Origin of the sequence: Ruegeria sp. R13_0 (assembly GCF_017743995.1) — a bacterium.
Taxonomy (GTDB): domain Bacteria; phylum Pseudomonadota; class Alphaproteobacteria; order Rhodobacterales; family Rhodobacteraceae; genus Ruegeria.
The window spans coordinates 41,486-55,348 of record NZ_JAGHRB010000017.1 but is presented as its reverse complement, the minus strand read 5'-3'; the positions used below and the strand labels follow the sequence as shown (position 1 = coordinate 55,348).

The following is a 13,863-nucleotide window of genomic DNA, read 5'->3' as shown; positions in this document are numbered from 1 at the left end:
AACTCGGGTTTACCCCGGTGGACTACTCAATGTTGGGAGCAATCATGTTTAAATCCACGACCTGTATCGCGGCTGGCCTTGCGGCCATGGTCGCCACATCTGCCGCAGCAGAAGGCGAGCTGAACATCTATTCGTCGCGCCACTACGACACCGACGAACGCCTCTATTCGGATTTCGAGGACGCGACCGGCATCACCATCAACCGAATCGAAGGTAAAGCAGACGAGCTGATCGCGCGTATGGAAGCCGAGGGCGTGAACTCCCCCGCTGATATTCTGCTGACCGTCGACACCTCGCGGCTAGAGCGCGCGAAGAACGCGGGCGTTTTGCAGACAATCGACAGCGCAGTATTGGAAGAGCGTATCCCGTCGAACCTGCAGGACAGCGACAACCAGTGGTTTGGCTTCTCGCAGCGGGCGCGCATCATTTTCTACAACAAGAACGCAGTCTCCGAGCCACCGCAGACCTATGCTGATCTGGCAGACCCCAAATACAAGGGCCAGCTTTGCATCCGCTCCAGTACCAATGTCTACAACCAGACCCTGCTGGCCTCGATCATCGAAAACGCCGGATCCGAAGCCGCCAAAACCTGGGCCGAAGGCGTAGTGGCCAACATGGCGCGTGACCCGCAAGGCGGTGACACCGACCAGCTGCGCGGCGTCGTCTCAGGTGAGTGTGACCTTGCCGTGTCCAACACCTACTACTTTGCCCGCGCGATCCGGAAAGACGTCGATGGCGTCTCGGCCGAGCGTGACGTGATCGGCTGGGTGTTCCCGGATCAGGACGGCAATGGCGCGCATGTGAACCTGTCGGGTGGCGGTGTTGCCGCAAATGCGCCTCACAAGGACAACGCCATCAAGTTCCTGGAATATCTGGCAAGCGATCAGGCGCAACAGTATTTCTCGGCCGGCAACGACGAATACCCAACGGTTGAGGGCGTCGCCGTTTCCGAGTCCGTGGCCGAGCTGGGCGATTTCAAAGCAGACGATGTTGATCTGTCTGCCGTCGCCAAAAACCTGCCCGAAGCGCAGAAAACCTTTAACGAGGTTGGCTGGAAGTAAGACACCTCCATACCTACGAAGTATAAAGGGCGCGGCAAATTCCGCGCCCTTTTTCTTTTGCAATATTATATTTCAAAGCTATTATTCCCACATGTGGAAACTATTCTCATAATTGAACATTGCTGGATTCCCTCTCAAACCGCCTTGCCATCCGCCTGAAGGAGCTGCGCCAAAGCCACGGCTGGTCATTGGATCAACTGGCAGACAACAGCGGTGTCAGCCGGGCAACCCTGTCGCGTATGGAAAAGGCGGGGGTCAGCCCGACGGCAGAAACACTCGGCCGACTTTGCGCCGCGTATGGTCTGCCCATGTCGCGCCTGCTGATGATGGTCGAGGACAGTTTCGACCCCAAGGTCCCGTTTGAACGGCAGCCTGAGTGGAGCGATCCCGAAACGGGGTTCACGCGCCGATCCGTCTCGCCACCTTCAACCGGATTGAGCGGTGAGGTGCTGGAATGCCACCTGCCGCCGGATACGGTGGTTCGTTACGAAACGCCTCCGAAGCCGGGGCAGGAACACCACCTGATCGTTCTGGATGGAAGCCTGACGCTCACCGTGGACGGCACGGCGCACGCGCTCGGTGGAGGAGACTGCCTGCGATACCACCTATCCGGCCCGACACGATTTGAAACCGGCGCCAGCCGAGGCGCGCGCTATATGCTGGTGTTGATATGATCACACGACTGACCGATGCCACTTTCGACGCGGCGCTCGATGACCTGACCGACATCCTGCATGATTGCGTACATGCGGGCGCGAGTATCGGGTTCATCTTGCCGTTCCACCACGCAGACGCCCAGCGCTATTGGGAGACTCGCGTTCGCCCTGAACTGCGAGCAGGGACGTTGGACCTGTTTGTTGCAGAAAGCCAAGGGCGCATCCGTGGGACGGTGCAATTGATTCCGGCCTCTATGCCTAATCAACCGCACCGCGCCGATGTCGCCAAGCTTTTGGTCCATCCCGATGCGCGACGCCAAGGCCTAGGGCGCAGATTGATGACCGCGCTCTTTGCCCGCTCATCTGAGCAGGGCAGAACAATGCTGGTGCTCGATACGCGCAGCACCGACCCATCGCGGATTCTCTACCAAGGCCTTGGCTTTCAAACAGCAGGAGAGATTCCAAACTACTGCCGCAACCCATTCGAACCCGCGCTAGAGCCGACAACCTTCATGTTTAAGGACCTTACCCAGGCGCCGAAGCCACAAACCGGAGTCGCACTGTAAGGAGATCTGTCCGGGTCGTCAGGTTTTCGGACGGAAAGCAGGCGACCCTCGCGACGGATCAAACGGGACTATTTGAAGAGAGGCAATGGGTGCCTCGTATCAAGAAGCGCGCGCCCCATGCATGTGACGCAGTCCCCCAGCAATTCACTTTTCGATCTTGGTGATCTTTGTACCCTGAAGACCTGCGCCTGCCATAAGCCCTTCTTGCCCAAAGATGATAGGCACGATGTCGCCCTGCAAATCGTTTGTTCCCATCGAGGCCGACCAGCCTTCATCACCGCCTACGAGTGTAGGGCCACTGCCGACCTCCCACCCATCGTTGTTCTGCATATAGGCAAGGGCATCGGAGTTGAGGAAAAACAGCGCGTAAGAGAAATGCTGAATGCCCGCCTGAAAACCATAGGACGCACCGGCAATACTGTAGTACCCGGTCGTGGCACCGTTTTCACGCATCGCGCCTTCTCCAAACTGACCTCCAACCATCAGGCCGCCTTTGGTGATCCTGGGAAAAACCAAAATAGCGACTGCCTTGTTGGACAGATCTGCCGCCTCGGGGGGACTCGCGAGGAGTTGCGCGAGTGCTGCATCTACACGGGCGTCGATCTCGGACGCAGTCGCCACATCCGCGGCGTGCAGTACTGTATCGCCCGTTGTTTCAGCGACATCCCCAACTTTTCGGGCGGCATCAGAAACCCCTTCCGTCACTTTGTCCAAAAAGTTCTGAGCATTGGCAGCAGAGCTACTTGAAAGGTGGAAAAACCCCATCATCGCAATGAAAGCCCAAGGCATAAAGCGCCGCATTTCTTGCTCCTCTCGACTATACTTTTGCAGAACCGTACCCGAGAGCCTTCGTGGTGGAAACCCGTTGGCTGGACTATGGCACGATCGCTTGCTTCGCACTGCTTTGGATTCCGATACCGACAGCCTTCGGCCCTCAGTTTTCACATGCGGGTTATCGCGGGCGGCCTAGTTCAGATACCGGTTGCGCAGGGTTTCAAAATCCGCGTCCGTCATCCCAAGGCCCTCACGCAGGTAGTCGTCGACCGAGCCATAGCTTGCCTCAACGCTCTTGTAGAATTCGTCAAGATAGGCCTCTCGCACCCCCAACGACGGCCAGACCGCTTCGGGCGTCATATTTGTCCCTTCTGCCGCATTGACCTCGGCTGCGATCTGTTGGGCCTTGTTGTCCGCGTCCTTGAGCGTATTGCTCATCATGAAATCCGTTTGGATGTCGTCTTTGGTGACGCCCAGCGCAGTCAGAACGAGCGCGGTCGCGACGCCGGTGCGATCCTTGCCGCCCGAACAATGATACAGAACCGCCTCACCCTCGGGCTGGTCCAGCAACACGTCGAACAGATCACGATACTCTTCAGTGTAGTCAGTTGCGATATAGCCAAAGGCGCCTAAGAACAAAGCGTCTGTTTCTGCTTCGGTTGCCGTTCCCGCCTTGATGCTGGCACGCATATCATCAATCATCTGGCTTTCATTCTCCATCACTGGGAAGTGATGGCGCGCGGGACCCTGCCCTTCGGGCCATTGCGCGGGATGCGCCGTTGCCTCGGACGTTGTTCGCAAATCGACGATTGCGCTGACACCCATGTCGTCCAGGCGCTGCATGCTCGTTGCGCTGATCTGGTCGATCTCACCAGATCTGATGAGCTGCCCTGCCCGTACGGTGCGACCGTCCTGCGTTGTCAGGCCACCCAGGTCACGTGTATTCAACACCCCTTCTAGCGGGACGGCACGATCTTCGGCCGCGAGAACAGGATGAAAGGTACCGGCGACTACCAGCAGTGTCGCCGCAACGATTGATCTGAATAGTCTCATGTCTCTCTCCATTGTTGTGTCGAGCGGGACTGTGATCGCCACGCCCCGAAGGACGTGACGCTCGGCGTTAGTCCTGCCAGCTCATGAACACGTCGCGGGCCTCTTGGCTTTCAGGCCGCAGGTTCTCAATGCCGCCATAGGGGATATCCTTGCCGATCTCGGAATTCGGATATTTGGCGATCATTTTCTGATGCCTTTTGACCATGTCCTGGAACGAGGCACCGGACCATAGCGCATTCCCGATCAGAGCGTTCTCTTCCCGCGGGTCGCGATAGATGTTGAAGACGGGCGCTGCCGCTCCGGGCTGACCGGGCGCGGGCAGATGCATCTTGAACTCCTGCTTGACGACCGAACGCAGAACCGGCCCCTCATAGACATACACGTAGTCGCGGCGGCCATTGCCCTCACCCTCAAGCAGCAGGGCGGTCTGGTCGATGCCGTCAATCACCCGGTCGCGCGGGATGAAATCCGTTGCACCTGCGATGCGGGCCATCGTCGTGTAGATATCCGAGACGTGAAAGATGTCACCGGCAGCACTGTCGGCTTCGATCACTCCGGGCCAGCGGATGAAGGCATCGGTGCGGACGCCGCCTTCAAGATGCTGGGTCTTGCCGCCGCGATAGATCAACTGGTTCAGGCCCGAGGTCCCCTCGTAGTGATACATCAACCCGTTATCGGCCATGATCATGACGATGGTGTTGTCGGCCTCGCCGGTCTCGTCCAGTTTGGCCAGCACCTCTCCGATCCAGCCGTCGAGCAGTTGTAGCTTGTCCGCATGAAAACCCCCATTCCGCGACAGCGCCTGATCCGGGTAGACGAAGTTCAGCGGGTAAAGCGGCCAGTATTGCAGAAAGAACGGCTCATCCTGCGCGGCGACTTGTTCTAGCTGCTCCAGTGCCTGCGCCTGATAGCGTTCGTTCATCTGTTCGTACTTGGCCTGCGTCCATTCTTCGCCCGCTTCCATGTCAACCTCGCGCGCGGTGCCACCTGCCTGTGCCTCGACACCAGTGACCAGACCGTAGGGCTTGAACCGTTCATCTAGCAGAAACTGGTTGTTCTGCCCCGAGGGATGATATCCCAGCATGTTGTTGGCCTGCATGGCCTCGCGGGTCATCAGGCTGAGTTGCACCTGCTGGTGCAGCGGAAAAACCGCGTAGTCAAAGCCCTGATTGTGCGGATAGGCTTCTTCAATGTCACCCTGATGCCACTTCCCCACATGCGAGGTGTTGTACCCGGCCTGTTTCAGAATCTCCGGCAGGGTGACCTCACTTGCAGGCAGGCCCTCGCCGACCAGGGCAACCTTGACCTCTTCAACACCTGCCCGGATCGGGTGCCGACCCGTCAGCATGGCCGTGCGTGTTGGCGTGCAGGAGGGTTCCGTATACATGCGCATCAGCGACATGCCTTCACTGGCAAAGTCGTTGATATTTGGGGTCTCGATCCCCATCACATAGTTCATCTTTCGCTCGCCCATCTGGCCGAAGCTGATGTCATCGATGAGAATATACAGAAAGTTCGGAGGCTTGTCGTCATTGGCCTCACGGATCTCGGCCAGCCTGGCCTCGATCTCGGCATCCTGCGCATCCCATTGATCCCCGAACTGGGCCCGCAGGAATTCGAACTCACCATCATGAACGATCGCCTCTTGCTGCGCGATTGCTGGCACGACGCCCAGCATGGCAAACATACAGGCTGCGACACTGGTCTTACATAAGGCTTTAGTCACTCTCGGACCTCCTTTTGACACTCGTAGATTCCAACGCCTGAACGATCAGTTCATGGCATTTTGCGGAAAGGGATTGATTTGACCGTTTTGCCAGCTCTGAAAGCTGGCAATGTTCCGAAGGCGTCAGGAACGTCACCACACGTTCGGATCGGGCATCCGCCTTCGGTAGCGGAGGGCGGCCCATTACCGTATCGCTTGAGGACTCCGGCTTCACTTGACATTCCGCCTATCGAATTCGTTACATTACCGGTAAACTGTCAGGATCCGGGGGTGGACCACATCAAGAATTCGCCAAATATGCCAAATGCTGCGCCGTCCGGCTGGGGCGGAGCGTCGCCGGCAGTGGCCCTATCTCTTGATCATCCAAACAGAATCGGAGAGCTCACGCCCTGGGAGGTTGACTTTCGGCAGCTTGATCCCGGGCGGTTGTCCACGGCGATAACCGTGCGCTCAGGTCAGGCTGTTTCCGCCCTCAACATCGCGATGAACCAGCGTGTCCACCAGCGTGGTGTTTCGCCTGACGGATGGAAAACGTTTGGCATCCCCAGGCGTGGTGCCATCGAAAAGTGGCAGGCCAATGACGTCACTGACAGCGCTTTTCTGGTCTTCGGTGATCGGGATGGTTTTGACGGAATCACGACCGCTGGATTTTCGGGAAGCGTAGTTTCGTTTGAAACCGAAAAGCTGGAAAAGCTGGCCGAAACTTGCGGGTTTCATCTAGCGGGCGACGAACCGGAAGCCCGCAAATTGGGCACCAAAGCAGGGTTGGCCAGCATGGCGCGGCTGCAAAGGGCTGTCGTCCGATTGCTGAACGACGCGACTGCCAACTGGTCTCAGAACACTGAAGAGGCGCTGATGCTTGAGGCCCTCAAGATCCTGACCGACACGGACGCGCATTTTGACAGAAGCCAAGCTGAAACCAGACGGCGCGCCCTGAGCCGCGCAATTGATCTGATGCTCGCCAATCTGGAGGACCCGATCTCGATCGAGGAAATCTGCAGGGAATGCGCAGCCTCATGGCGCACATTGGACCGCGCCTTCAAGGAACAGTTCGGCCTTGGCCCAAAGTCGTACTATATGCGGCTGCGGCTGAACCGGGTTCGCGAGGACCTGCTGAACAGGTCCTTCGATGGCTCAATAGCGGATGCTGCCAACCGCTGCGGGTTTTGGCATATGGGCCAGTTTGCAAAAGACTACCGACTGTTTTTTGGTGAGCTGCCTTCTGAAACACAGTAACGCGCTGGCTGAACAACTGCTCCGGATCAACGCGGTCGCGGCCTCATTGTTCAGACCAAAACGTGGCGCTCGAAACCACCATCCCAAGGGAAAACAGGCCAATCACGAACCAACAATCAAGTTGGACCAATAAGTTCAGGCTCATCAAAACACCGCAGCGAGCAATAACCCGAGTCGCTCTTTCTGGAGGTGATCCGTTTGACAGGCCCAACAATCCATTGATTATGTGCGCATGACCAAAGCTCAAAGACCGCCAAAGCCAAAACCCATTCCTTACACCCCGGAGCCGGACCGCTATGAACGGATGGTGTATCGGCGATGTGGGCGGTCCGGTGTGAAGCTTCCTGTTATCAGCCTAGGCCTGTGGCATAATTTCGGTGCGGACTCGACGCACGAAAACAAGCGCGCCATGTGTCGGACCGCCTTCGACCATGGGATCACTCACTTTGATCTGGCGAACAACTACGGTCCACCACCCGGTGCAGCCGAAGAGGCATTTGGCGAGATCCTCAAAACGGATTTCCAGGGCTACAGGGATGAGCTGATTATTTCCTCCAAAGCAGGCTACGACATGTGGCCGGGACCCTACGGAGAATGGGGGTCGCGCAAGTACATGATCGCGTCCTGTGACCAATCACTCGCGCGCATGGGGCTTGATTACGTCGACATCTTTTATTCCCACCGCTTTGACCCCGACACCCCGCTCGAAGAGACGATGGGCGCGTTGGATCACATCGTACGATCGGGCCGCGCGCTCTACGCAGGCATCTCGAGCTACAACTCCCAACGCACAAGCGAGGCGGTGAAAATTCTCAACGACCTTGGGACACCTTGTCTGATTCACCAGCCCTCTTACAATTTGCTCAACCGGTGGGTGGAGCGGGATGGATTGCTGGATACCTTGGATGATCTTGGGGTCGGATCGATTGCGTTTACACCGCTGGCGCAGGGCATTCTGACGTCGAAATACCTGCGCGATATCCCGGATGGCAGCCGTGCTACACAAGGAAAGTCGCTGCTCGATGGCATGATAAACGAGCGATCTCTGGCGAGTGTCCGTGCTCTGAACGACATGGCCGAAGCTCGTGGTCAGACTCTGGCGCAAATGGCTCTGGCCTGGGTGCTCAGAGGTGAGCGCGTGACGACCGCTCTGATTGGAGCGTCCCGCCCAGAACAAATCGTTGATTGCGCAGGCGTTGTCGACAATCTCGACTTCAGTGCTGACGAACTGAAAAGGATCGATGAAATCAGTTCCGAAGAAGATATCAATTTGTGGGCGCGGTCGTCGGAAACAGAATGACCACCGTTGGGTTGTCGCGAAACTGCGGCCCCTGGGAGCTAACGATCTTTGGTAGACCGAACGTGTGTCGTTCAGCCAGGTCGTATCAAAAGCCATCGACCCAATCCCGCAGTTAAACCGACTTCCAGAATGCCGCAACTTAACCCGTGGTTGCGCAACCTTATGCCCCGTACGGCCCGTCCATCAAGTCCGCTCTTTGTCAGGCGGGCTGTATTCTCCATTGCTGACAGGTCAGGTTTTCACCAGACGCTTCGATGAAGGTTTCGACCTTTTGGAATATGGTGGTTCTGCTGTTCGTACTCTTTTCTTTATGGCTTCAAAGGCTGTGCGGCCGCAAACTTCGAAATCCTATAGTATTGGTTACGTGAACCGGATATTGCCAAGCTCAGCACCGATCAGCGGCGCATTGTCGAAGGGGCGTGTGGCGGATTGGTCGATATACTTCGGGTGAGAGTTGAACTGTTGCGCAAAGCCGATGGCGGCTTCTTACGTCTGTGGTACCGACCTGTTTGTGGTGCTCACTCATACCTCCATGCGTTTTGTTCAGCCATGCATCTTTGCTCCCTTGGTGACCTTGTCGACGATCTTCTTGTCTGCGCGCAGGGCGATCCCCACGGTGTTAAGTTCATCTGAGCCGTGTTCAGCAAAGACGGCGCGGTTGGCATCATCATGCCCTGTGGCGAACATCTCCTCAATATAGGCCACGGTGTCGACGCCCCGGCTACGGGCGCGGTTGCGGATGTTGGTCAGCACATTGGCCGCAGCTGACAGCACGATCACCGGCTGCACTGACATCGGCAGATGGGTATTGCCATCGCAGTCTTCATATGGAGCACCGATCAGATCGGGGTTGGCGCCAGTGATGCCGCTCATTAGAAAGGCGGTCACATTGAGCTTTTGCCATGTGGCGAGGTCGTCGCGCACTATGATAGCAATCTTTGTGTCGAACATTCTCGGGTTTCCTTCTTAAATCATGGTGACCATTGACGTGGCGAGGCCAAGACCAAGCGTCATGTTGAACAGGCGGGCTACGGGTGGATGTTGTAAAAGGCTACGCAATACCGCGCCACTTGCCAGCCAGGGAAAGCAGCCGATGGTGGCGGTCAGCATGAAGATCAGGCTCAGAAGCGCGGCCCGTTCAAACGCTGATCCTTCGATGGCTATGAAGGTCCCGACAATGGAAACAGACACAATCCACGCCTTCGGATTTACCCATTGAATCAACATCGCAGACGCAAATTCAAAATTCGACATACCTCCCTGCTGAGTGGTCTCAAAAGACACAGGGGCGGTAGCGATCATCCAGGCTAGCCAAAGGATGACACTCATACCCACAATGCGCAGCACAGACGTATCATCTGGTGTTCCAGAATGGTTGCGCCAAGGCCAAACCCCGCGACGAACAGGATCAGCCCGGTTCCCATCGCGGTCCCAATCAACGCAGGCATTCCGCGCAGGATGCCCGCCTGCGCGTCGACTGTGGTCAAAAGAACATTGGATTGGCCCGGCGTTACCGAAGCTATAAGTGCGAAGACGAAAAATGCTGAGACCTCCATGACCACCTCTTGAATCGATGATCTGTAGCTTTTTTAGTCAAATTTCCGAACTAACTTCGGGAATGGTGTCGTAAGATATGTTTACTGATCTTGGAATCGCGTATCTATCGAATTGATTTCGGCAGAAGAGGGCGAAAATGGATATTGACCGAACGGATCGACGCATTCTGGCGCTTTTGTCGAAAGATGCTCGGATAACGAACAAGGAGCTTGCGCATGAGGTCAGCTTGGCCGCGTCAAGCGTGCATGAACGTCTCAAACGGCTTCAAGAGGGCGGCTTGATCGCAGGAACATATACCGACATTCGACTAGAGCGACTTGGCTTATCCCTAAAGGCTCTCTTGTTCATCCAGATGTCGGAACACAAGAAGACCGACCTGGACCACATTCTCAGGGAGATCCTGAAGATCCCCGAAGTGCGCGGCGGTTGGATGATCAGCGGTCGCTTTGATGCGGTGGTGGAAGTGCTGACCAAAAACACCTCGCACCTGCACCGGCTGGTTGTAGAGAAGTTCTCGTCGCGCGAAGAGATCAGCCGGATCGAGACCTCCATCGTTTTCGAAAGCGTGGCTCAGCACGATCTCGTGGACACGCTCAATCTGACGGACGAGTCGCAAAACACTGTTGACTGAAAGAGCGTACGTCCGACTTTGAAGTTTTTGTTTGGCGTCGGTACGTTCGCAGAGAAAGTCGGCTTTTCGCCTTGGCTTCCCAAAGTAGTAACGGCCCACAATCGTCGTTCAGGAGTATTCTGATAAGTCGCAGCTTTGGAGATTTGAGAGCTGCGTCTCAAGGATCGACTTATCAGAATTGAACTTCTCAAAACCGACGGTACGTCCGAACTGCAGCCAGCCTGCTGCGTGCAAGATCAGGTCGGCTCCTCCGTTCAAAGACGCTCCGAAGGCGCTGGCGCCTTCATATCCGGCCTGAGCGTCATTGATCTTAGACGACGTGACCAAACCGTCGCCACGGCAGGGGACCCCAAGTCGGCGCACCAACTGGCAACTGGCCAATTGGGCCAGGTGAGATTCTGGTGTTCCAAAGATCGGGCCCATGAACTGCATCGAAAACGGGGCTACGAAGATCCCGCCCACTATCGGTGCCCCTGGGCGATAGACTTGCGTCAAAGCCAGCCCAACCATGATTTCCGCAAGCCCCTGAGCCAGCGCCCCGGCAACGGTCACCGGCGCTGTAGCCCCCATCATCATGTAAGCCTCGCATACTCAGCCGACACCAACAGCCCGAGAGGATGTTCAGACCGCCCGTATAAGGGACAATCCATATCGACAAACGGCCGACCCTTCCGTAAAGGCATTGGATACCTCGGTTCCAGAACCACAGGAGACTGATCGTCCGCCGAAACTCGACCTCAAAACATTTCTCACCACAGCTATTGCTGATACGCGCTCCTGGAATGAGCTTTCGGCAGCGTTGAAAGTTAAAGATGTAGTACTGGCGGCCAAGGGCGGGGGCCTCGTGGTCAAAAACGCCTCAACCGGCGAGGAGATCGGAAAGATATCTGCGCTTGGGTTCAAATATATCGATCTTATCCGCCACTATGGCGACGGTTTCCCTGATCACCCTGCCACATGGTTGGTTGAAAAAGCGCTATACGGCAATTACTTTCCCAAAGGCCCAAGGCGAACCAAGAAAGCAACGAACCGCAAAAGAAGATCGGGCGATGGCGACGATTTTTCGCTGATCGAAGATTGATGAATTGGGTCAATATGGAGCGTTTCGGTGGTTTGCAGACGGCGTATAGGAGACCTTTAGCGAGTCTTTCAGATGCTGCATCCGTACCCGCCTGCCGGACTTTCGCCGCTATTGCAAAAGTGAGAGGCGACAAACTCACAATCTGCGGACCTTGCACCCATCCGAATTCTTACTCCAATGGACCGCTGTCAGCCCCAAGCGGACAAACCCGCCTTTTGTTCACGCGGCATCAAGTATCCGCTTCCAAGCGCCGCACGTTGATCATTGCGGTTCAGCTCAAGTCAGCATTAGTTGGACGGCGCTGAGAATGCCGGGCACCTAATCGGTAAACAAAAATGAGCACATCAGCCAATCAATCAAAAGCCGCTTATGCGCTCTATTAGCCAGTACATCGACACTGAACCGATGCCATATGCGGCAATCACTGTCGCACTTTGGCTGATCGAACGCGCCATCAGCCGCCAGATTGCAAGCAACAGAGCCAATGCACCAATAAAACTCAATTGTCCGGCTTCAACGCCAAGGTTAAATGCAAGCAAAGCTGCTGGTATATCGTTTGAGGGCAGTCCAATGTCAGCCAAGGCTCCGGCAAAACCTAGACCATGCAAAAGCCCAAATCCAAAACACACGATCCATGGCTTTTGTTTTGAAAGTCGGAAGCGACCATCCTCACCTTTCACAATCTCCATGGCTAGGAAAACGATGGACAAGGCGATGACGGCCTCGACCGGCGGACCAGGCACACTCAAGACGCCAAACGTGGCCAGCGCCAGAGTGATAGAGTGTGCGAGTGTAAAGGCCGTCACTGCACCGACCAATCTCCAGGGTTCGCGGACCAGAATGAAAAGCGCAAAAACGAACAGAAGGTGATCCCAGCCTTCCAGTATGTGTTCAAAACCCAATAGGGCATAAGTGGCAAAAACTGACCATGTTGTCTGCTCAGAAGGTATGGTTTGGACGGCTGTCTCAGGCGTAAAACGCAGTGTGGTCGGCTCAGTTTTTAAAGGGTGTAAACGGACCAATACGTCGTTCTTTTGAGCCTCTAGCCCGTCGATTGCGATCGGCCGTCCCGCGATATCCGCGTGACACTCGACGATCCAAGATGAAACCCATGCTCGACCGTCGGAGGTTGGAGAAGGGCCGCGCATCGGCGTACAACCTTCCGGCAACACAGCGTCAATCGCCATAGGTTGGCCATTCACATCAGGCTTCCGCCAGTGGACGCTCCAGGCATCAGAGGAGATTTGACGTATCTCCAGATATCCGGGATCAAGTGCGTGGGCATTGGCCTTGGCTGCGGGCCACGCGCACAGCACATAAACCAAAAGGCAGATCACCCATCTCATTCGGCTGGACCTGGGAGATCGGGGCCTACGATCTCGTAATTTTGAACCAAGCTATCGTATTGCGCCTGGGCCAGATCTTCGCTTGCGGCGCGACGCCAGTCGCGCAAGACATCGCTGTGAATTTCGGACAAGGGCGGTGTACGTCTAGGCTCAAAGGCGCTTACTTGAACAAGATGCACACCGTAGCCCGATTGTATTGGCCCCGCCCAAGGACCCGTTTCAACCTCTAAGAGCCCTTTTGAAAAGCCAGTCCCAAAGACCGAGTCTATTACTCTGGTCGCGGTTAACGGCATTGAAGCCGGCAAAAGCGTTGAAGCGCCGGAAACGGTAGCCTCTTGCCCTCCTCTCAGTGCGGCCAGTGCCGCTTCAATTTGTGCCTCGCTGGGGTCTTCACCCAGAAATATCTGCCTAAACGCCACCCTGTCAGGCGTTGCATATCTTGCTGGGTTTTGATTGAGAAACGCCTCTAGCTCTTTGTCCTCCGGAACCACTGACGTGGCTATTGCTTCTGTCAGAAAGTCCATTTTCTGGCTCAGCCGAGACCTGATCACGGTATCTCCGCGATCCAGGCCAAGCTTTCTTGCTTCTCTAACCAGAACCTCTTCACGAATTGACGCATTTACCAAGGCTTCTAGCTCAGCATCACTTGGTCGACGTTTCCACCTCGCTTCAAACTGGTCTGCCAAACGCGCGACATCGTCTTCGTCTATCGTGATGATTTCCAGATTTTCGACCGTCTCGGTCGCCGGCGCAACAATATGGAACCAAATGAAAATAGCCGCCCCAATCAAATAGAAATGGAACAGAGGTTCTTTCAGAATTCTCATAAGGGCTCCTGCAAGACCCGAGCTTCAGCTCTCATTTCAATTGATTTTT

Annotated in this window: 16 protein-coding genes; 7 read left to right on the top strand and 9 right to left on the bottom strand. The window is 55.9% G+C overall.

The features are described 5' to 3' along the window. Window positions 1–44 precede the first annotated feature (44 nt). The 3 genes from J7394_RS19225 to J7394_RS19215 all read left to right on the top strand — a co-directional run bounded on the left by J7394_RS19225 (window position 45) and on the right by J7394_RS19215 (window position 2,283). Window positions 45–1,061, top strand: a complete 1,017-nt coding sequence (locus J7394_RS19225) for a Fe(3+) ABC transporter substrate-binding protein (RefSeq protein WP_209255445.1) — start codon at window positions 45–47, stop codon at window positions 1,059–1,061. Between the two features lie 119 nt (window positions 1,062–1,180). Beyond that, window positions 1,181–1,735, top strand: a complete 555-nt coding sequence (locus J7394_RS19220) for a helix-turn-helix transcriptional regulator (protein WP_209255444.1) — start codon at window positions 1,181–1,183, stop codon at window positions 1,733–1,735. Further along, window positions 1,732–2,283 carry a GNAT family N-acetyltransferase gene (locus J7394_RS19215; protein ID WP_209255443.1) on the top strand — a complete coding sequence of 184 codons (552 nt, stop codon included), beginning with the start codon at window positions 1,732–1,734 and terminating at the stop codon, window positions 2,281–2,283. Before J7394_RS19220 ends, J7394_RS19215 begins: the two co-directional genes overlap by 4 nt. A 144-nt stretch (window positions 2,284–2,427) precedes the next feature. On the opposite strand, the gene J7394_RS19210 is transcribed toward J7394_RS19215, so the two are convergent. The 3 genes from J7394_RS19210 to J7394_RS19200 all read right to left on the bottom strand — a co-directional run bounded on the left by J7394_RS19210 (window position 2,428) and on the right by J7394_RS19200 (window position 5,836). Further along, window positions 2,428–3,084, bottom strand: coding sequence for a twin-arginine translocation pathway signal (locus J7394_RS19210; protein ID WP_209255442.1), 657 nt, complete (start codon window positions 3,082–3,084; stop codon window positions 2,428–2,430). A 165-nt stretch (window positions 3,085–3,249) separates the two neighbouring features. After that, window positions 3,250–4,110 carry a tyrosine-protein phosphatase gene (locus J7394_RS19205; protein ID WP_209255441.1) on the bottom strand — a complete coding sequence of 287 codons (861 nt, stop codon included), beginning with the start codon at window positions 4,108–4,110 and terminating at the stop codon, window positions 3,250–3,252. 67 nt (window positions 4,111–4,177) lie between these two features. Next, window positions 4,178–5,836: a sulfatase-like hydrolase/transferase gene (locus J7394_RS19200; protein WP_371812086.1), complete on the bottom strand. Its 1,659-nt coding sequence runs from the start codon at window positions 5,834–5,836 to the stop codon at window positions 4,178–4,180. A gap of 342 nt (window positions 5,837–6,178) precedes the next feature. Here J7394_RS19200 and J7394_RS23140 point away from each other — a divergent pair, with 342 nt between their 5' ends. Next, on the top strand, window positions 6,179–7,072 hold the full coding sequence (locus J7394_RS23140; protein ID WP_209255440.1) for a helix-turn-helix domain-containing protein: 894 nt from the start codon (window positions 6,179–6,181) through the stop codon (window positions 7,070–7,072). Between the two features lie 268 nt (window positions 7,073–7,340). Then, window positions 7,341–8,372, top strand: a complete 1,032-nt coding sequence (gene mgrA / locus J7394_RS19190; protein ID WP_371812088.1) for an L-glyceraldehyde 3-phosphate reductase — start codon at window positions 7,341–7,343, stop codon at window positions 8,370–8,372. Between the two features lie 543 nt (window positions 8,373–8,915). Here mgrA and J7394_RS19185 read toward each other — a convergent pair. The 3 genes from J7394_RS19185 to J7394_RS19175 are packed head-to-tail and all read right to left on the bottom strand — an operon-like array spanning window position 8,916 to window position 9,928. Then, a complete protein-coding gene (locus tag J7394_RS19185) occupies window positions 8,916–9,323 on the bottom strand; it encodes a DUF2000 family protein (RefSeq protein ID WP_209255437.1) in 408 nt (135 codons plus the stop codon). A 15-nt stretch (window positions 9,324–9,338) separates the two neighbouring features. Next, window positions 9,339–9,719: a LysE family transporter gene (locus J7394_RS19180; RefSeq protein ID WP_209255435.1), complete on the bottom strand. Its 381-nt coding sequence runs from the start codon at window positions 9,717–9,719 to the stop codon at window positions 9,339–9,341. Then, window positions 9,698–9,928, bottom strand: a complete 231-nt coding sequence (locus J7394_RS19175) for a hypothetical protein (RefSeq protein ID WP_209255433.1) — start codon at window positions 9,926–9,928, stop codon at window positions 9,698–9,700. The genes J7394_RS19180 and J7394_RS19175 overlap by 22 nt, the downstream gene beginning before the upstream one ends. A 137-nt stretch (window positions 9,929–10,065) precedes the next feature. Between J7394_RS19175 and J7394_RS19170 the strand changes: the two genes are divergently transcribed. Continuing rightward, a complete protein-coding gene (locus J7394_RS19170; RefSeq protein WP_209255431.1) occupies window positions 10,066–10,560 on the top strand; it encodes an Lrp/AsnC family transcriptional regulator in 495 nt (164 codons plus the stop codon). Between the two features lie 108 nt (window positions 10,561–10,668). Here J7394_RS19170 and J7394_RS19165 read toward each other — a convergent pair whose 3' ends face one another. Beyond that, a complete protein-coding gene (locus tag J7394_RS19165) occupies window positions 10,669–11,136 on the bottom strand; it encodes a trimethylamine methyltransferase family protein (RefSeq protein WP_209255429.1) in 468 nt (155 codons plus the stop codon). A 106-nt stretch (window positions 11,137–11,242) separates the two neighbouring features. On the opposite strand from J7394_RS19165, the gene J7394_RS19160 reads away from it, so the two are divergent. After that, window positions 11,243–11,641 carry a hypothetical protein gene (locus J7394_RS19160; RefSeq protein WP_209255419.1) on the top strand — a complete coding sequence of 133 codons (399 nt, stop codon included), beginning with the start codon at window positions 11,243–11,245 and terminating at the stop codon, window positions 11,639–11,641. A 356-nt stretch (window positions 11,642–11,997) separates the two neighbouring features. Here J7394_RS19160 and J7394_RS19155 read toward each other — a convergent pair whose 3' ends face one another. Then, the gene (locus J7394_RS19155) at window positions 11,998–12,987 is read right to left on the bottom strand and encodes a HupE/UreJ family protein (RefSeq protein WP_209255417.1); all 990 of its coding nucleotides are present in this window, start codon (window positions 12,985–12,987) and stop codon (window positions 11,998–12,000) included. After that, complete coding sequence (locus tag J7394_RS19150) at window positions 12,984–13,814, bottom strand: peptidyl-prolyl cis-trans isomerase (protein WP_209255415.1); 831 nt, start codon at window positions 13,812–13,814, stop codon at window positions 12,984–12,986. The genes J7394_RS19155 and J7394_RS19150 overlap by 4 nt, the downstream gene beginning before the upstream one ends. Between the last annotated feature and the right edge of the window lie 49 nt (window positions 13,815–13,863).